Source organism: Listeria sp. ILCC797 (genome assembly GCF_900186185.1).
Taxonomy (GTDB): domain Bacteria; phylum Bacillota; class Bacilli; order Lactobacillales; family Listeriaceae; genus Listeria; species Listeria goaensis.
The window spans coordinates 163,941-182,437 of sequence record NZ_FYBS01000002.1 but is presented as its reverse complement, the minus strand read 5'-3'; the positions used below and the strand labels follow the sequence as shown (position 1 = coordinate 182,437).

Sequence of the window (18,497 nt, the reverse complement as noted above, 5' to 3'; positions counted from 1 at the left end):
TCCCTTACAAATACGAATCTGTTGCAACTAGAATGAGCGTTGCAGCTTCTTCTCCGTCATTCATTATTTGGTGTTCATCTGCTGCATGAAAATAAATCGTTTCATTTTGTTTTGCTTCATACGTTTTATCGCCTAGGAGAACTGTCACAGTCCCTTTCAACACATAAGCAAACGTTTCTGAAAGCGACGGTTCAAATTGCTTAAAGCAGCTTCTGGCGCTAATTTCGAGCAAAACAGGTTCCATCTCCTTTTCATTCGATTCCGGCACAAGCCACTCAATTCGGTAGCCTTTCTCCGTATCCTCATAAAAAGTCCGTTCCTCTTCACCATAAATCACCTTTTGCTGCCGCTCTTCTTCGTCAAAAAAATCTTTTGGTGATTGTCCTAAAACTTCCAAAATAGCGAAAAGCGTTTCGATGGAAGGTGAACTAAGATCACGTTCTAATTGCGAAATATACCCTTTCGTAAGATCCGTTCGCTCGCCTAGTTCTTCTTGCGTTAAATTTTTACTCAGTCGTAAATTTTTAATTCGATTTCCAATTTCCATCCGCGCATCTCCCTTTCGTGAAGTTTAGTTATTCTAAACTCTAAAGCACACTTGTTTAGTAAAATTAAACTTTAGGTTTAGTAACAGCAAGACTCATTATACAACAAAGCATTTTGAACTTCAATAGCTTTTTCAAATAAAAAAATCCCCGCCGAAAGTTAATCAAAAACTAACTCCCGAAAGGGATTTCACCATTAATATTGTCTAACACTCGCCGCCTTATAATTAGCCATAAACGCTTCAATTTCGGCAAAATCGTCGCTAAATAAAATGTTGGCGAGGTCTTCCGCCGTCAAAAAGCCATCTTCTACCATTTTGTTATAAAACATTTGCACGAAATCATAGTAGCCTCCGGCGTTAAAAAAGATACACGGATTTTGATGCTCACCAACTCGACCCCAAGAGACGACTTCTGAAATTTCTTCAAGCGTGCCCGGTCCGCCTGGAAGTGCTATATAAGCGTTCGCAAGTTGCATCATCTTCCTTTTCCGCTCATGCATATCCTTTGTAATGACAAGTTCCGTCAATTTGTCGTGGGCAATTTCACGGTCCACTAAAAATTGGGGCATCACACCATACACTTTTCCTCCAGCATTTAAAACTGTATTTGAGACAATGCCCATCAAGCCAACTTTGCCACCGCCATATACAAGACTATGCCCCGAACTGGCTAGCCACTCACCTAATTGTACGGCGCTTTCGGCATAAACCGCGTTTTCACCAACGCTAGCCCCGCAATAAACTGCAATATTCAACGTTATCTCTCCTTACGCCATTTCTTCTTCCACTGTATAGATTTCAAGCATATTTAGATTTTGCCTCAAATCACGCGCCAAATCACGTGAAATACTACCGTTTTCAAACATACTTTGAATGTTGTCGCGCTCCATTTGAATACCAAGCAATTCGATTTCGCGAACCTTTTGATTTGATTTCGGTCGTTCACTTGGACGCACACGATTCTCGCTAAGACGATCAAGGAACATTTTGTGTTCCGTAATAAGCGGACCAATTAAATCCGTATTGTCGTCCGTAATTTGTGATTTCAAAAGACGAATCGTTAACTTTTCGTTCTCCTCACGTAAAAGTTGCATTTCAGCAAAAGCCTCTTTTTGTTTTTCCTTCGTATTTCCAAGTTTTTGCTGCATCTTCTTAAATTTCTTCGGATGTAACACGAGCCGTAGCGCGCGTTTCGCAAACATCAAAAAAGTTTTAGTCCGCGCAAGGAATTTTTGTTTTAAAGCCGATTCCATCATACCAAGATAGCTTTCGTAGCGGTAAACTGTGCTCGCACTAACTTGTCCCTCATCGCGCATTTTTTTCATGTTCTCGCGTTCCCAGCCAATAATTTCAAGCCGCTTCGCTCTCTCTTCATCCGACATTTTATGATGGGCCTCACCTTGCTGAAGATCATGAATTCGACCGCGATATTCCTGCATAACAAGTTCAGTCACAGCCTTATTTTCCGGCGTAATCTGGGCGTGCAACCCGCGAATCACATTTCGCAAAATCTTAATTTGCACCGCACGGCTAAGCCGCAAATCCCCAACGTCCGCTTCGCCCCCACGCGCCAAAATCGGCAAAATAAACGTCGCAATCAGAAGCGAACAAAGAATTACACCCGAAGCGATAAAAATAAGTAAATCTCTTTGCGGGAAACGCTCGCCATTGTCTAAGAAAAAGGGAATCGATAAGGCGGTAGCAAGCGTCACAGCTCCCCGAACCCCAGAAAGGCTTGTCAATAAAGCCGTCCGTAACGCAGGTCGCTGCTTCGTTTTCCTCGCTTTCCGCGAGTGGTCAAATTGCCAAAAACCAAATACCCAAACAAAGCGTAATAAAATGAGCGCCGCCGTAATGAGTAAGATGTAAACCGTCACTTGCACATTACTAATACCCGAATCGCGCCAAACCACTTCCGCGATAGAAGGCAATTGCGTCCCTAAAATTAAAAAGACAAGCCCATTCAAAACAAATACAATTACAGACCACGTACTTTTTGAAACAACATTTAATTTCACTTGTTGCGGATCCATTTTCTTTCCTTCAACAGCGTGAACAACACCCGCAGCCACAACTGCTAAAATGCCCGAAACATGTAATTCTTCTGCGGCTAAATAAATTAAAAACGGGGTTAAAATTTGGATTAGCATATGAAACGTTACATCTTCCATGCCTAGTCCGCGCACCCATTTTAAAAATTGGAATTTCAGAAAACTAAGGATTAGCCCAACTAAAACACCGCCAATCGAAATGACAAGAAAACTCCATGAAGCACTCAACAAACTAAATGTCCCCGTCACCATAGCTGCAATCGCAAATTGGAACGAAACAAGACCCGAAGCATCATTAATTAATGATTCTCCCTCTAATAAATTCATAATTCGTTTCGGCAAATGAATACGCCCTGAAAGTGATCCAACTGCAACTGCGTCAGTCGGCGCAAGAGATGCCGCCAGTGCAAAAGCCGCAGCTAGTGGAATAGTTGGAATCATCCAGTTCACAAAGTAGCCGATAATAAGTACAGTAGCAAAAACTAAACCTAGAGCCAGTACCAAAATTGGTGTCCGAAGTCGCCAAAGCGCTTTCTTATCCGTTCTTTTTCCATCATTAAAAAGAAGTGGTGCAATAAACATGACTAAAAACAATTCTGGATTAAGTTTTAGTTCTGCGCCAATCGGTAAGAGAGCGATTAATATACCGAGTCCAATTTGAATAAGTGGAACCGAAACAAATGGTATAAACCGGTTTAGTAAATTGGATATAAAAATAGCGACTAATAGTAGTAATACAAATAGAAATATCTCCAAATTACTTCTCCTCCTCTAGACACATTATGCATGAAAATACAAAAACGCGCAAACAATTAACCGAGTTAATCATTCACGCGTCAAACTAATTATTTTCTTCTTGTTCCAGTTTATATTTTTCAATTTCATCATTCAAATTCTTCATTTTATCATCAAGTTCCGTCACAATTTTCGCCGCCGCACGAAGCTCGTTTACTAAACGCTCCGGCGCCTCTTGTTTGTACTTATAATAAATCTTATGTTCTAAACTCGCCCAAAAATCCATCGCAACGGTGCGAATTTGAATCTCAACGACAATTTTTTCTACACGGTTTGTTAAGAAAATCGGTACCTCACATAATAAATGCAAACTTCTATAGCCATTCGGCTTCGGATGCGTAACGTAATCTTTTTCGCGTAAAATCTTCAAATCATTTTGGTTTTCAAGCATCTCTTTAATTTTAAAAATATCTGATACAAAAGAGCAACTCACACGTATCCCCGAAATATCATGTACATGTTTCCGAGCGTTTTCTGGCGTAATGTCCACTTGTTTCTTTTCGAGTTTTGCCCCAATACTTTCAAACGATTTCACACGCGATTTAATATGCTCCATCGGATTATAATCATGCAAAAACTGAAACTCTTCATTTAAAATTTTAAGCTTTGTATTGACTTCCTCAAGCGCAAAACGGTGCATTAACATGAGGTCCCGCCACTCTTTTAGTTCGTTTACTGAAGGTTGTTGTTCCACCACTTAATCTCCTCTCAAACTTCTCACCCTCTATGTTACTACATTTTCTCGGGAAGTAGTGCCAAAATGTAAAAAAACTTATATATTTCTCATGAGATTTTTACTTTAAATCCCCTAAAAGCTTAAAAACACATTCTTTTATCTCTAAGTCTAAATTTCGATTTTGTTCGCTTGTAATCAAATAAAACGGTCGATTCAAATCCGTTTTTTCTTGCGTCACCTGTTCAGAGTGCGTGACGAATTTTGATTGCAGCGTGCGACCAAGTCCAAGCTCAATCGCCTGGTGAATCATCGCGTTATGGTTAATTACCATTTTTTCTTCAGGTTGGATATTTTCCTCTAGTAAATACTGGTCTGTATACGCCCGAATACCAGACCCTTTTTCTCTGAAAATCCACGTCTTATTTTCCGGGCTGCCAAAAACGACCATTTCATCCCACATGAAAATTTCCCGCTCCACGCCTGGCACAATTTCCGGCGACTCCACGAGCCCAATATCGGCGTCTAGCATGTGCACCGAATGAAACACGTGACTCGAATTTTCGATAAAAAAGTTGAAATCGACGTGCGGAAATTGATCTGTGAGCGGCTTTAAAATTTGCGGTAAGAGAAAATCGCCAATCGTTTGCGATGCGGCAATTTTGAACTTTTTGCGCTCGCCGCCATCAAGACGCGCAAGTTCGCTTAGTATCCCGCTCCAGTTGTTTTTCATTTGCGTGGCTTTTTCATATAAGAAATCAGCCGCTTTTGTCGGCGTAATGCGATTATTACCACTTCGCAAAAACAGCTTTATTCCCAAATCCTGTTCTAATTTTTCAATATGCACGGAAATCGTTGGCTGCGAAATATAAAGTTTTTTCGCTGCTTTCGTGAAATTTTGCTCCTCATAAACAGTCGTAAACGTTTCTAAAAGTTGAAACATCACTTCTCCTCCTGATTAAAAAAAGAATTTGCTTGCCAAAAATGAAAAGCCGAACAGCACAGCTGAACTAATGCTTGCCGCTAGAAAAACATTGCCCCCACGTGCCCGAATGACCTTGAAATTCACACTCATGCCTAGTGCGGCCATCGCCATGCCAAGAAAAATATAAGCAGCGCTCACAAGCCCGTTTAATAGTGCATCGCCAAGTGGTAAAAACGTTCCCGCTACGCTCGCGAGCAAAAAGCCAACCATAAACCACGGGATTGGGAGTTTGCGCTTCCCTTCTGCCCGGCTTTCCTTACGCCCGAACCACATGCCAACAAAAATCGCGACTGGTGCTAGCAAAATGACGCGTGACAACTTCGTAATTAAAGCCGCATCAAGTGCCGCAGACCCGCTTGAACTCCCCGCTGCCACCGCATGAGCAATCTCATGTAAAGACGCCCCGTTCATCACACCAAATTGCGTCGGCGACAAACCAAGCCACGGCTTCAAACCAATTTCAATGAGCGTAAACACTGTGCCTAAAATACAAACGACCGCGACCGCAAGCACCGAATCATCTTTATTCGCCTTCACTTCCGGCGACACGCCCATCACAGCCGCCGCTCCGCAAATCCCGCAGCCACTTGCCGTTAAAATGGCGAGCTTCTCATCCACTTTAAACAACCGACACAAATAGTAGGTTAAAAAAATCATTCCAGTAACCACAACGAGTGCCAGTAAAATCGTCTTCACGCCTGATTCAGCAAGCACTTTTAAGTTGAGCCGAAACCCCAACAAAATAATTCCCAGCCGCAAAAATTTATTGGAGATAAACGCCATCCCAATTTCGCTCTTCTGAATGACCGGCCGACTCACTTGAAAAAGCATTCCAAACAAAAGCGCAATCACAAGCGCCCCCACCAAACTAAATCCTGGCAAAAGCGCCAAATATTTCCCCGCAAGCGAACAGATAAGCGTCACTGCCGCCGCAATCCAAAAACTTTGTTTCGCAAAAATCATTTTTATCCTCCTCGTTCAATATCTTACTTTAAGTATAAAAGATTTTTACGATTAAATAAAATAGTAATAATAAATGATTTTAATTAAGTATTTTAATAACAAAAAAAGAGCAATCTAAAATGATTGCTCTCAACTTTACACGCACAATCAATCGTCATCAATTGTCCTCTTTATTTCCTTCTGCACTTTCCGCAGCGCTTTTTTGGAGCCACGTTCGAAATCGCGTGCTTCTTTGCGTTCAGCGAAAGATGTAAAAAGGGAGTCCAGATCGTAGTCGGCCGGGTACAGGTCGCTTGCTTTAGCGAGTCTAGCCAGTCGTTTGGCGCGTACAACAACTTGCTTGCCGCCCGCAAAAACGGTCACGTTATCTTTGTCCTGCGCGTAAACGAGGCCAACTTCTTTTGTTTCTAAAAGCTCAACTCGGTCGCCTTTCGCAAATTCAATTTGTGGTTCGCGCACGTCTTGTTCGACTTTTCGGACCGTGATTTTTTCATACACGTAATCTTTTGATGTCATGTAGCGCGAAGCTTGGCGAATGATTTTGTCATCCAAATTCATTTTTTTGGCAATGAAAAGCGCATTGCTTTCCCCAGATTCGCCAATGATGAGCTGATATTTCGGTTCGAGCGTTTCCTGATTGAACGCCATACGCGCATTCATGAAGTCGGGATGTTCGCTGCCATATTTTTTGATTTCCGCATAATGGGTCGTCGCAATAGTCGTCGCACCTTTTTTGTAGCACGCTTCTAAAATCGCGACCGCGAGTGCCGCTCCTTCATTCGGTTCAGTCCCACTTCCAATTTCATCCAAAAGAAGCAGTGTTTGTTTATTCGTGCGTGACACGATATCCGCGATGTTGCGCATATGCGAAGAGAACGTGCTGAGCGCATTTTCGATACTTTGGTTGTCGCCAATGTCCACGAAAACGCCATCGAAAATCGCCATTTCCGCCCCCTCATCTGCCGGAATGTGCAAACCTGCCATCATCATTAGCGTAAGCAGCCCAATGGTTTTCAGCACAACCGTTTTCCCGCCAGCATTTGGCCCTGTAATGACAAGACTTCGGTAATTCTCCCCAATTTCAAATTGCAGCGGCACATGATCTGTCCCTAAAAGAAACGGATGCCGTGCATTTTTCAGCCGAATAATGCCATTTTCATTGATGCTCGGTGAAATGCCTTCCATTTGTCTAGAGAGCTTCCCTTTAGCAAAAATAAAGTCGAATTCGGCGATAACATCTTTGTTATGCTTAATACCGTCTAGTTTTTCAATGATACTTCCAGTTAACGTCATCAAAATCTGATAAACTTCCGCGCTTTCCCATGCGTAAAGGCCAACAAGTTCGTCATTTAGCTTCCGCACCGCTTCTGGCTCAATAAAAACCGTCGTTCCCTTCCCAGACGATTCGACAATCGCACCCGGAACAAATTTTTGGAAACTCGCTTTAATTGGCACCGTATAGCGATCATTTTTTTTGCTCACAAAAAATTCTTGGATATATTTGCGGTTTTGGCTGTTCTTCATGAATTTTTCAAGCCGTTCAGAAATCTTCTCTTGTGTGTCTAAAATCGCTTTCCGAACTTTCCGTAACGCACGGCTCGCCTCATTCACCACTTCGCCATTTCGAATCGCCGCATAAATTTCATCTTCTACGTCCATGAAACTTTCAATGCTCCCCGAATAACCCATTAAAATCGGCGCAACATGTTCATTTTTCTCCATAAATTGCTTCACACGTCTTGTACTCCGCAAAAAATCAGCTATCAGAGTAAGCTCTTGCGGCATCAGTTCCTGCCCCCGGTCGATTTTCCCGATGAGCTGGTCAATATGGCTAACGCCCGCAAGCGGCAAATTTTGTCCACTATTTAAAATTGTCCGCGCTTCGGAAGTCTCCGCTAATTTATGCGCGATGGATTTTTTCGTTCTATATATATGCCCTGCCTGCGTTTTTTCTTTTGCAACGTTGCTCACGCAGTTTTCACTTAGGCGTGTCATTAATTCGTTAAAGCCTAGTTTTTGATAAGTTTCTGTATTCATTTCTTCCAATCTCCTTTGTTTAAAAGTGGAAGATACCTTGGTGCGTCCTGAATTTTGGTTTTAGGTGTTTAAAACGTTTCGCTTTGCTTGCGTCTTTAAGCGCTGAAGGTGCTAAGAGAATCCTTGGATCAACGCCTCACCTTGTTCGGCCTTGTACTGCACCTCTAAGCGCTAAAAGTGCTAAGAGGACTTTGGAGCAACGTTTCGCTTTGCTCAACCTTGTACTGCACCTCTAAGCGCTGAAGTGCTAAGAGGACTTTGGAGCAACGTTTCGCTTTGCTCAACCTTGTACTGCACCTCTAAGCGCTGAAGCGCTAAGAGGTGCAGCAAAAAACTGCAAACACCTTTGCAGTTTCATAAACATATCAAATTATGATAGTCATAATCGTAAATGTTTTGAAAGAGTTAGGTATCTTCATAGGCAAACCAAATAAACTTTCGTTTTTGAAAAATTTAATTGGTTGATTCATTTCCTAATTTAAGATATAACTACACTCACAAAAAGCACCTCGATTATTTGTTTGGACGCTAAACTTTCTTTCTCTAACAGAATACAAGGTAGGGGGTTTTTTGTCAACCTTCGCTCTTTCATTTACTTTCAATAAAGGGTTGATTTATTAGGCTTTTTCCTTTAAGATAGTACAAGTAATTAAATAAAATCCTCATCACTGGTGAGGTAGAGGTTGCAAAGATCACAAGTAGATTTCTTGAAGCGCGCGAAACGCTATTGATAGAAATGGAAAAGGAGATTTGCCGAAGTAAAATGAATTTTTGCGGTTTATTTTGCTGGGACGGTTTGCGAAAGCGGCTGGACTGCTACTAAAATAGTCTTTTTTAGTAGGTGCGCTATCTGACAAGGATGCTTTGTATGTTATCCCCGCCTTATAGCCATAAGACGGGGTTTTTTATATGATTAGAAAGTCCTGATACAGCGCGAAATTTAGACAAAAAAGGAGTTTTATAATTGAAGAAAAAATCAAGTGGGGAGATTAAGCGTTCTCTTCAAACACGACATTTATCGATGATTGCGATTGGGGGATCCATTGGAACTGGGTTGTTTCTTGCAAGTGGAAATGCGATAGCGACAGCGGGACCAGGCGGGGCGCTTGTGGCGTATGCAGCCATTGGATTGATGGTATTTTTCCTGATGACAAGTCTTGGCGAAATGGCTACGTATATGCCCGTATCGGGGTCTTTTAGCACGTACGCCACGCGATTTGTTGATCCCGCTTTTGGCTTTGCGCTCGGCTGGAATTACTGGTTTAACTGGGCAATTACACTCGCCGTCGATATTTCAACGGCCGCACTCATCGTGCAGTTTTGGTTACCAGATACGCCAGCTTGGCTTTGGAGTGCCATTTTCTTAGTGCTTATTTTTGGATTAAATGCCTTATCTGTACGGGCTTACGGGGAATCCGAGTATTGGTTTTCCATTATCAAAGTGGCCACCGTTATTGTCTTCCTTATCGTCGGCGTTTTGACGATTTTTGGGATTCTTGGCGGGGAATTCATCGGGTTTAAAAACTTCACAGTTGGAGAGGCACCATTTAAAGGCGGATTTTTCGCGATACTTGGAACATTCCTCATCGCCGGCTTTTCCTTCCAAGGGACAGAGCTTGTTGGTATTGCAGCTGGGGAAAGTGAAACACCAGAAAAAAGCGTTCCGAAGGCGATTAAACAAGTTTTCTGGCGGATTTTGCTATTTTATATTTTTGCGATTTTCGTGATTGGCCTGATTATCCCTTATACGAGCCCGAATTTGCTTGGCGGTGAGGCAACTGATGTGGCGATTAGTCCGTTTACGCTCGTTTTTGAAAAAGCTGGTTTAGCGTTTGCGGCGTCTGTCATGAATGCCGTCATTTTAACGAGCGTTTTGTCCGCTGGGAACTCTGGCTTGTATGCTTCAACGCGTATGCTTTGGTCGATGGCAAAAGACCGCAAAGCGCCACAATTTTTGTCTAAAGTAAACCACCGTGGTATTCCAATGGCTGCCCTTGTAGTAACAACAATTGTTGGGGCACTTACTTTTGTCACTACTTTAAGTGAAAATGGGACGGTCATTTATACATGGCTGCTTAGCGCATCTGGCTTAACTGGTTTCATCGCCTGGGTCGGTATCGCCATTAGTCATTACCGCTTCCGCCGTGCATTTATTAAACAAGGTCATGATTTAAACGAACTGAAATACCGAGCGAAATTCTTCCCATTCGGACCAATACTCGCGCTCATTTTATGTATTTTAGTCATCATCGGTCAAGATTACAATTCCTTTTTAAATCCTGATTTCACAAGCGCCGCCTGGTGGCAAAAAATCGGCATCTCCTATATTGGATTACCCATTTTCTTCATCTTTTGGCTCTCTTACAAATTGACGAAGAAGACCAAAATTATTCCGCTTGAAGAAGCCGAATTTGACCACAAGAAAATGTAAATCACATAAAAAAATCACCCTCCATCTTAGGATAAGGGTGATTTTCATTTTATCTAGCTACACTTATTTTTTTCTCCAAAAGAACAGACTTCCGATAGCTAGTAATCCTAGCCCAATTAATCCAGCTGCAGCAGGTTCACTATCTCCTGTTTTAGGCAAAGCATCTTTTGTGACTTCTTTAACTGTCGGTGTGCTGCTATATGCTTTTGGTTGGCTTTGCTCTATGGAAATGGGATTCGTGTTGCCTAAACCTGCTTTAATCACTTCTGCCGGGTCCTCTGTATCTGTATTGTTCTTATCTTGCTTTGAAGAATCAGTGTCATCATTATGATTAACAGGAAGCTCTGTAATGATAACGATTCGTTGGAAGTTTGTTGTATTTCCATCACTATCTGTGACTTCATAGGTCACTTCATAAGCATCTGGCTTACTCGTATCAACTTCGTTACTCACTACTTTCATTTGGCTCGTAATATCGCCATCTTCTTTATCTGTAGCCTGTATATCGCTCATTGGGTCAAACGCATCGCCTTCTTGTAGACGAATTATCTTTTCTCCGGTGATTTCAGGTGCTTCTGTTACGATAACTGTACGATCAAATGTTGTCTTGTTTCCATCACTATCAATGACTTCATACGTCACTTCATAGGTTCCTGGATTTCCTTGTTGTACTTCATTATTTACGACTCTGATTTGTTCGGTAACATCGCCATCTTCTTTATCTGTTGCCTGAATATCTTTCATCGGATCGAATGTATCAGTTGGATTTAAACGAATTTCTTTTTCTCCTGTCATTACGGGCGCTTCAGTCACAATAACCGTACGAGTAAAAGTCGTCTTGTTTCCATCACTATCGGTCACCTCGTAGCTTACTTCATACGTCCCTGATGCCGCTTTGTTAATCGTATTGCTTGTCACTTTGATTTGATCTGTCATTTCACCGTCTTCTTTATCTGTTGCTTGAATCGTACTCATTGGATCGAATTCATCATTCGGATTTAAGCGTGTCACTTTTTCTCCTGTAATTTCAGGTGCTTCTGTCACGGTAACTGAACGGTCAAACAAAGCCTTATTACCATCACTATCAGTCACTTCATAACTTACTTTGTACGTTCCGGGAACGCCTTTTTCTACGGAGTTGCTCGTTACTTTGACTTGGTTTGTAAGATTGCCGTCTTCTTTATCTGTCGCTTGAATTGTACTCATTGGATCAAATTCATCAGTAGGATTCAAACGAGTCGTACTTTCTCCTGTAATTTGAGGCGCCTCGGTCACAATGACTGTACGCGTGTAGGTCGTGATATTTCCAGCGCTATCTGCCACCTCATACGTCACTTCATACGTGCCAGGAATACCTTCCTCTACATGATTACTTGTCACTTTTATTTTATCTGTCACATTGCCATCTTCTTTATCTGTTGCTTGAATATCTGCCAATGGATCAAATGTATCATCTGGATTTAAGCGTACTTCATTGTTTCCAGAAAAAACGGGTGCCCCTTCCACAACAACTTGACGAGTAAATGTTGCCTTATTTCCATCACTATCTGTGACTTCATAAGTGACTTCATAAGTTCCAGACACTCCTGTGTTCACTGGATTATCTATTACTTTTACTTGGCTAGTTAAATCGCCATCTTCTTTATCTGTCGCTTGAATTGTTTTCATCGGATCAAACTCAACATTGGGTTGGATAATAGTTTCCTGCTCACCTTGAATGACAGGCACATCATTACTTGTGACTGCTACAGACTGATCGGTTCCGTCTGCCGTATACGTGTCCTCTTCAAAATTCTCATCATGGTACACTACTGTCGTATCAGGTGTAACCGAAGATACTTCCGTCGCACCTTTTAAAGGAACCGTAATGTTTATTGAGGTATTATTTTCAACTTTCCCTGTTGTGAAAGTTAATGTGCGGGTCGCCTCATCATAGCTTTCACCAGTTATGCTTGTGTCTGACGATGATAAGCTTCCTGGTGTATAGGTTAATTCTTCTGGGATTTTGACAGAAAATGTATTACTTGTAGCTGCCATTCCTCCAACATTCGTAGCCTTTATATTATAATTAACATCTTTATTAACTTTCGTACTTGCTTCTGAAAAAGCTCCTTCTACTTGAAGCACAGATTGCGTCGCAAACTGAACATTATCTAGTAAGTTTCCTATAGCTTTATTTCCTCCCGCTGAAGACACTGCTCGGAATTGAAAACGGGTTGTCGTTTGGCCTTCTGGAATTGTGTATGTGCCTTTGTGAAGTCCCCATTCTGTATTTCCGTCTGTCATTTCCGCTTGCTGAGTCATAGTTCCTCCTGGTGCACCAAACTCTACGACTGCCGTATCATCACCCATTCGCCCTTTATGATACACTTGCCAGTGCACTGTAACACCTGGTGTAGTGGGAATATCTTGATACAACGCACTAGCTTCATAGGCATTCAGTTCAGCCCACTGTGTGCCAGATTGTGGTTTCGTATTATCAATATTTCGTTGTAATTCAATTTTCCCATCACTAGCAGTTGTTTGCCATCCAGGTACACTACTTTGATTATATAACTTATAACTTGCTGTAAAATGAGGGTTCTCAAAATCGCCGTTTACCAATGAAATTACAGCAGGTGAAGCTTGAAGGTTTGTCGTAGGGAGATTCGAAACAGCCTTTACTCCAGAACTGATAGGAATCATGATTAAATTAGTTAAAAATATCGTTGAAGAAACAGCTAACATACTTTTCTTTAATTTCTTTTTTTTCGTCATTAGATTTAATTCCTCCATTCAAATACTATACGTTAATCATACAATCAACCACTGCTTTACCCGTGGGGAATTTATACAAATCACTTTTGATTTTTTGACGATTTTGTGACAAACAATCTAGAAAAGTATCAAAATGAGTGTATTTTTATCTTTTTTACGCAAATATAGTACTCATAGTTATCCCAATACTCGTAAATAGTTGCTTCTTCCTTATATAGTTAGTATACTAACTATATAAGGAGGGAGTTCATGCATACACTTAATCATATCGGCTATCTACTTATGAAAACCGCTAAGGAATTGCGCTATGATTTATCAAGTAGTTTAGAGAAATACGGCATTACAAGCGCGCAGTGGGCCGTACTAAAACAGCTTGAATGGGGTTCTGAAAATGAAAAATTACGCTTAAAACAAACAAGTTCTTTCCTTGCTGACGAATTAGGTTTTGATAAACCAACAATGTCAGGTATTGTCTCAAGGCTTGAAAAAAATGGCTGGGTTACAAGGACGGAACATCCAATGGACAGACGCGCAACAATTCTAACGCTCACAAAAAAAGCACACAACAACCTCCCCTTTTTTGAAAAAAAGAGTGAAGAAGTGATGAAACAATTTTTGCGTCCCTATTCGGAGGAAGAAAAATATGCGCTACTCCAATTGCTTGAAAAACAAATAAAACGAGGTGATCATGATGACTGAAATATTAGTTATTGGTGCAAGTGGGAATATTGGTGAAACGGTTGTTAGCACTTTAATGAAGGAAAATATTCACGTTCGCGCAGCTACCTCGAAAGAGAACAATTTGCCTGCACCTACGGATCAAATTACGCACGTCCATTTCGATTTTCTGCGAACAGAAACGTATGAATTCGCTTTAGGAAAAGCGGAAAAAGTTTTTTTCATCAGGCCGCCACAGCTTGCTAAACCGAAGGAAGAAATTTTTCCTTTCCTATCTTTTTTAAAAGAAAAAAAGGTTTCACATGTTGTATTTGTCTCGTTACTCGGGGTTGAAAAAAATCCTGTCACGCCGCATCATAAAATCGAAAAAGAAATGGTGCGTTTAGAGCTACCGTATACGTTTTTGCGTCCAAGCTTCTTCATGCAAAACTTAAACACGACCCACCTAGAAGATATTCAAAAACGGGATGATTTGTTTATTCCGGCTGGAAAAGCGAAAACGAGCTTCATTGATACACGTGATATTGGGGAAGCGGCAGCCATCTGTCTCCTTGACACTGGCAAATATACGGGGAAAGCCTTTGACTTAACTGGCTCTAAAGCGCTAACTTATGAGGAGATAGCTCAAATTTTGACGAAGACGCTAGGCCGGGCTATCACTTATAGCAAACCGAGCTTATTAAAATTCCGTTCTACAATGATTAAACGCGGCGAACCGAAAGAATTTGTTAATGTTATGGTGATGTTGTATTTTATTACGCAATTAGGGAACGCGAAAAAAGTGACGACAGATTTAGAACAATTACTTGGCAGAACACCCACTTCTTTCGAACAGTATGCTCTAGATTATCAAGCGTACTTTCAATAAGCAAAATAAATAAGCATGAATCCCGTCATAATATCATCTTAAAAATGACTATTACTGGATTCATGCTTATTTTTTATCCATTTTTCTTTTTAAAAATAGAGAGGCCTAACCAAATTAATAAAAATGGCGTTGCAATGAGAATAATGCTAAGTACAACTGAAAACATTATCTTATCTCCTTATACGTTAATCTCGTTATGAACAGGCTCCACAGTTGGCTTTGTAACAAGCGCTAAAATGACTCCGACAACAAATCCAACTACCGCAAACGTTAACCAGCCCATCGAAATGTCATAAAACGGAATGAAACCTCTGAAAAACGCGTGAATGCCATCAATAGGAAGTTTTATCGCTTTTGCCCCTTCCAAAATCGAGATGACGGCCGTAAAACAAATCGTGGTCACATAAACCACTCGGCGCCCTTTAAACAAAGGATTAAGGAACGTGAGCAGAATGAGCACAATCGTTAGCGGATAAATCATCATAAGTACAGGTAACGAAAACTCAATCAAGTTCGCAAGCCCAACGTTTGCAACAAGGCAGGAAAACACTGAAAATACAATCACGTATGTTTGATATTTAAGTTTCGGAAACAGCTTCTGGAAGTAACTCGAACAAGCTGTAATCAACCCAATACTCGTCGTCAAGCACGCAAGCGTAATAATAATCGCTAGCAAAATCTTACCAAAATAACCAAAATAGAACGAAGCCGCTCCGGATAAAATAGGTCCTCCGTTATCGAAAAGTCCGAGGCGGTCCACACTCATGGACCCGATATAAGCTACAAAAATATAAATGACGGCCAAAAAACCTACCGCGATAAGTCCGGTTTTTAAACAGGCTGCCGCAATCTCGCGTTTTGATTTTGCCCCGTACGATTTAATTGCATTGATAACAATAATCCCAAACACAAGTGAAGCGAGCGCATCCATCGTGTTATAGCCACTAACAAAACCAGTGGAAAATGGTGAAGTCATATATTCACCTGTTGGCGCAGTTTGCTCTCCGAGTGGTTTCACGAGCGCCGCCACGATTAAAATGAAAATAAAAATGAGTAGTGCTGGTGTTAAGTACTTCCCAACACGATCAACAATTTTCGATGGCGAAAGTGATAGCCACAATGATATCCCAAAAAAGATGAGCGTGAAAATGAAAAGCGCAAACGTATGACTTCCTTCATTTAAAAATGGTGCCACTCCAATTTCAAAAGAAACTGTCCCCGTACGAGGTAAAGCAAAAAATGGCCCAATTGTTAAATAGAGAACGACTGTAAATAGAATGCCGTAAATAGGGTGCACACGACTTGCTAAGCTTTGCAAATCATTGCTTCCCGAAATGCCAATTGCTAGCACACCAAGAAGTGGTAAGCCAGCCCCAGTAAGTAAAAATCCTGTTATCGCCACCCACACGTTAGTTCCCGCTAACTGTCCTAAATGAGCTGGAAAAATCAGGTTACCTGCTCCAAAAAATAATGCGAAAAGCATGAGGCCAATAAAGAAATAGGCCGAAAATGATAGCTGTTTATTCAAATGATATCTCCCTTTCAAAATCTGTCTTGTTCCTCTACCATACAGATTATCTGGGTCAAAAGCAATAGCAAACAGTCATTTTAGCCTATTTGTAATGCTTGGAACAGCTTTATTTTCGAACAAATCGGGACAATTTCATTTATTTTCTTCAAAAAGCAGATTTGTCAGAAAATTAGCGATTTAATAAATCCACAACTTTTTGATTATAGCGCCACATATTTTCTAGCTCCTCTTCTTTAAGTTCTGTACAAATTTTCATAAAAGCTTTGTAAATGTAAGTATTCATTTCATCTTCACGTAAAATCATCTTTCCTTTTTCCGTTAAAGTTAATTGAAAATCTCTTACTTGAAGTAAGCCTCTTTCAGTTAGCCCACGTATGTTAGCCGCGATAATCTGATGTTTGCCTTTTACTTCATACAAAATCTCGCGCAAAAGGACCTTTTCATGTTCTGCACAAATTTTTAAAATTCGGAGTTGTTCATATGACATGCCCATGCTGTTTTGATGTTCTCTCGTTAATGCTTTCATTGCTTTTTGTACGCGCATATAACTAGAAACAAGTTCTTTCATTTGCTCAACCTTACTTTCTTTTATTTGCATAGTAGCACCTCCACCTTTATTTTAAAGGAAAAATAAGCATTTAAGTGGAAATTTACAAAATCCTAACTAAAAAACAATTTTACGTTTTATTAGTTGCTTATATTTTGTAAGTGTGATATAGTTTATTTATAAACAATAACATTTTACGTTTAAACTCACTTTTTTAAGTGAATACAAAGAATGTAAATAGAAAAAAATGGAGGAATGACAAACATGACAGTAGAAAAATGGAATATTGACCCTGCACACACTTCAATTGAGTTTCAAGTGAAACACATGATGGTATCAAAAGTGAAAGGCGTGTTTAAAAAATTTGAAGCAGACGTTCAAATGAATCCTGAAGACTTAACTGATGCCAAAATCAAATTTACTGTTGACGCAGAAAGTGTAGATACTCGTCAAGCACAGCGTGACGGACATCTAAAAAGTGATGACTTCTTTAATGTAGAAAAATACCCACACATCACTTTTGTTTCAACTGAAATCACGCCAGATGGTGACAATGAATATGAAGTAACAGGTGATTTAACTATTCGCGATGTTACAAAACCGTTGCAACTACACGTTACATTTGAAGGTTCTGGAAAAGATCCAAATACTGGAAATATCGTAGCCGGTTTTGAAGGACGAGGCAAATTCAACCGTAAAGACTTTGGTCTAAACTATAATGCAGCGCTTGAAACTGGCGGCGTTCTAATCGGCGATGAAGTCAAATTAAATATTCAAATTGAAGCTTCTAAATAAGCACAAATCCTCCCTGAAAGAAAATTCTTTCAGGGGGGATTTCATTTATTAACTAAAAAGTTCTTTAAATTGTCAAAAAGAACGCTTCATAATCACCAATTTGCAATTTAGCACGCTCCTCTTTATGCTATACTTAAAAACTAATAATTAGAAAGAAAAAGGAGCTGTACCCCATCAATGAATTACGTTTTTCAAGTTCAACTGAGTCAATCAAAAAGCTTTCAAACTTGCCGTGTAAATTTCCCAACATTTTGCCCGTCATGTCATTCAAGTAAACATTTAACCGTGCTTTCTTCTACATTAAATTCCAAAGATGAAGTGCTAGGCTTGCTCATAGAATGCTTATCCTGTCACGATGTATTTTTAGAAAAATTCCAAATTGAAAAAGTAGATAATGAATTAAAAACCACTTATTTAACCGTGCATGACTCCCAAAATCAGCCTTTCATCAATGATTTACATGAACAAAATCCGGAATTTGCTTCTTTTTATCAAGAAGCGCTTAATTTGGAAGCTTCTCACCGCTTAGAATCGGCCTACTTACTCTATATTAAATCGGCTGATATTTTAGCAAAACACTCGCTTGCAGATTTGAAAAATATCCTACCTAAAGGGTCCTTTGAATCGGACTGGCAAAACATCCCTGCTTCTACAGACCTTTTGCTTAAAAATATCGACCAAATCAAGTCTTACATCGAAGGCGTTGCTTTACTAATTGCTGGCTTAGATTCGCTTGTTTTGGCTGAGGCTGAAGCATAGGAAATCCAATTTTATGAGCAGGTCCCTAGTTTTCTTCCCAAAAATGCGTTAAAATGGTGTATTGCTATTTTTTAGAGAAA

General features: G+C 40.4%; 15 protein-coding genes and 1 riboswitch. Of the genes, 5 read left to right on the top strand and 10 right to left on the bottom strand.

The window, feature by feature from the left end; genetic code table 11:
- Positions 1-4: 4 nt before the first annotated feature.
- From BN1609_RS03470 to BN1609_RS03440, 7 genes are all read right to left on the bottom strand, one after another.
- Positions 5-547 (bottom strand): helix-turn-helix domain-containing protein, encoded by a 543-nt coding sequence (locus BN1609_RS03470; RefSeq protein ID WP_088809233.1) that lies wholly within the window; start codon positions 545-547, stop codon positions 5-7.
- Between the two features lie 194 nt (positions 548-741).
- Positions 742-1,302: a TIGR00730 family Rossman fold protein gene (locus BN1609_RS03465; RefSeq protein ID WP_088809234.1), complete on the bottom strand. Its 561-nt coding sequence runs from the start codon at positions 1,300-1,302 to the stop codon at positions 742-744.
- A 12-nt stretch (positions 1,303-1,314) separates the two neighbouring features.
- Positions 1,315-3,354 carry a Na+/H+ antiporter gene (locus BN1609_RS03460; RefSeq protein WP_088809235.1) on the bottom strand — a complete coding sequence of 680 codons (2,040 nt, stop codon included), beginning with the start codon at positions 3,352-3,354 and terminating at the stop codon, positions 1,315-1,317.
- Between the two features lie 85 nt (positions 3,355-3,439).
- Positions 3,440-4,039, bottom strand: a complete 600-nt coding sequence (locus tag BN1609_RS03455) for a GTP pyrophosphokinase family protein (RefSeq protein ID WP_088809452.1) — start codon at positions 4,037-4,039, stop codon at positions 3,440-3,442.
- A 148-nt stretch (positions 4,040-4,187) separates the two neighbouring features.
- Positions 4,188-5,009 (bottom strand): LysR family transcriptional regulator, encoded by an 822-nt coding sequence (locus BN1609_RS03450; protein ID WP_088809236.1) that lies wholly within the window; start codon positions 5,007-5,009, stop codon positions 4,188-4,190.
- A gap of 15 nt (positions 5,010-5,024) precedes the next feature.
- The gene (locus BN1609_RS03445; protein WP_088809237.1) at positions 5,025-6,014 is read right to left on the bottom strand and encodes a YeiH family protein; all 990 of its coding nucleotides are present in this window, start codon (positions 6,012-6,014) and stop codon (positions 5,025-5,027) included.
- A 147-nt stretch (positions 6,015-6,161) separates the two neighbouring features.
- On the bottom strand, positions 6,162-8,051 hold the full coding sequence (locus BN1609_RS03440; protein WP_088840508.1) for an endonuclease MutS2: 1,890 nt from the start codon (positions 8,049-8,051) through the stop codon (positions 6,162-6,164).
- A gap of 669 nt (positions 8,052-8,720) precedes the next feature.
- Positions 8,721-8,908, top strand: a riboswitch (Lysine riboswitch).
- 107 nt (positions 8,909-9,015) lie between these two features.
- Here BN1609_RS03440 and BN1609_RS03435 point away from each other — a divergent pair.
- Positions 9,016-10,482: an amino acid permease gene (locus tag BN1609_RS03435; protein ID WP_088809239.1), complete on the top strand. Its 1,467-nt coding sequence runs from the start codon at positions 9,016-9,018 to the stop codon at positions 10,480-10,482.
- 63 nt (positions 10,483-10,545) lie between these two features.
- On the opposite strand, the gene BN1609_RS03430 is transcribed toward BN1609_RS03435, so the two are convergent.
- A complete protein-coding gene (locus BN1609_RS03430) occupies positions 10,546-13,239 on the bottom strand; it encodes an immunoglobulin-like domain-containing protein (protein ID WP_159457881.1) in 2,694 nt (897 codons plus the stop codon).
- Positions 13,240-13,488: 249 nt separating this feature from the next.
- Between BN1609_RS03430 and BN1609_RS03425 the strand changes: the two genes are divergently transcribed.
- Both BN1609_RS03425 and BN1609_RS03420 read left to right on the top strand, forming a co-directional pair.
- Positions 13,489-13,938 carry a MarR family winged helix-turn-helix transcriptional regulator gene (locus BN1609_RS03425; protein WP_088815376.1) on the top strand — a complete coding sequence of 150 codons (450 nt, stop codon included), beginning with the start codon at positions 13,489-13,491 and terminating at the stop codon, positions 13,936-13,938.
- Positions 13,931-14,785, top strand: a complete 855-nt coding sequence (locus BN1609_RS03420; protein ID WP_088815377.1) for an NmrA family NAD(P)-binding protein — start codon at positions 13,931-13,933, stop codon at positions 14,783-14,785. Before BN1609_RS03425 ends, BN1609_RS03420 begins: the two co-directional genes overlap by 8 nt.
- A 178-nt stretch (positions 14,786-14,963) precedes the next feature.
- On the opposite strand, the gene brnQ is transcribed toward BN1609_RS03420, so the two are convergent.
- Together brnQ and BN1609_RS03410 are read right to left on the bottom strand one after the other, a co-directional pair.
- Positions 14,964-16,313: a branched-chain amino acid transport system II carrier protein gene (brnQ, locus tag BN1609_RS03415; protein WP_088809243.1), complete on the bottom strand. Its 1,350-nt coding sequence runs from the start codon at positions 16,311-16,313 to the stop codon at positions 14,964-14,966.
- Between the two features lie 172 nt (positions 16,314-16,485).
- Complete coding sequence (locus BN1609_RS03410; RefSeq protein WP_088809244.1) at positions 16,486-16,914, bottom strand: MarR family transcriptional regulator; 429 nt, start codon at positions 16,912-16,914, stop codon at positions 16,486-16,488.
- A 213-nt stretch (positions 16,915-17,127) separates the two neighbouring features.
- On the opposite strand from BN1609_RS03410, the gene BN1609_RS03405 reads away from it, so the two are divergent.
- Complete coding sequence (locus tag BN1609_RS03405; RefSeq protein ID WP_088809245.1) at positions 17,128-17,658, top strand: YceI family protein; 531 nt, start codon at positions 17,128-17,130, stop codon at positions 17,656-17,658.
- A gap of 177 nt (positions 17,659-17,835) precedes the next feature.
- Positions 17,836-18,417 (top strand): hypothetical protein, encoded by a 582-nt coding sequence (locus BN1609_RS03400; RefSeq protein ID WP_088809246.1) that lies wholly within the window; start codon positions 17,836-17,838, stop codon positions 18,415-18,417.
- The last annotated feature ends 80 nt before the right edge of the window (positions 18,418-18,497 follow it).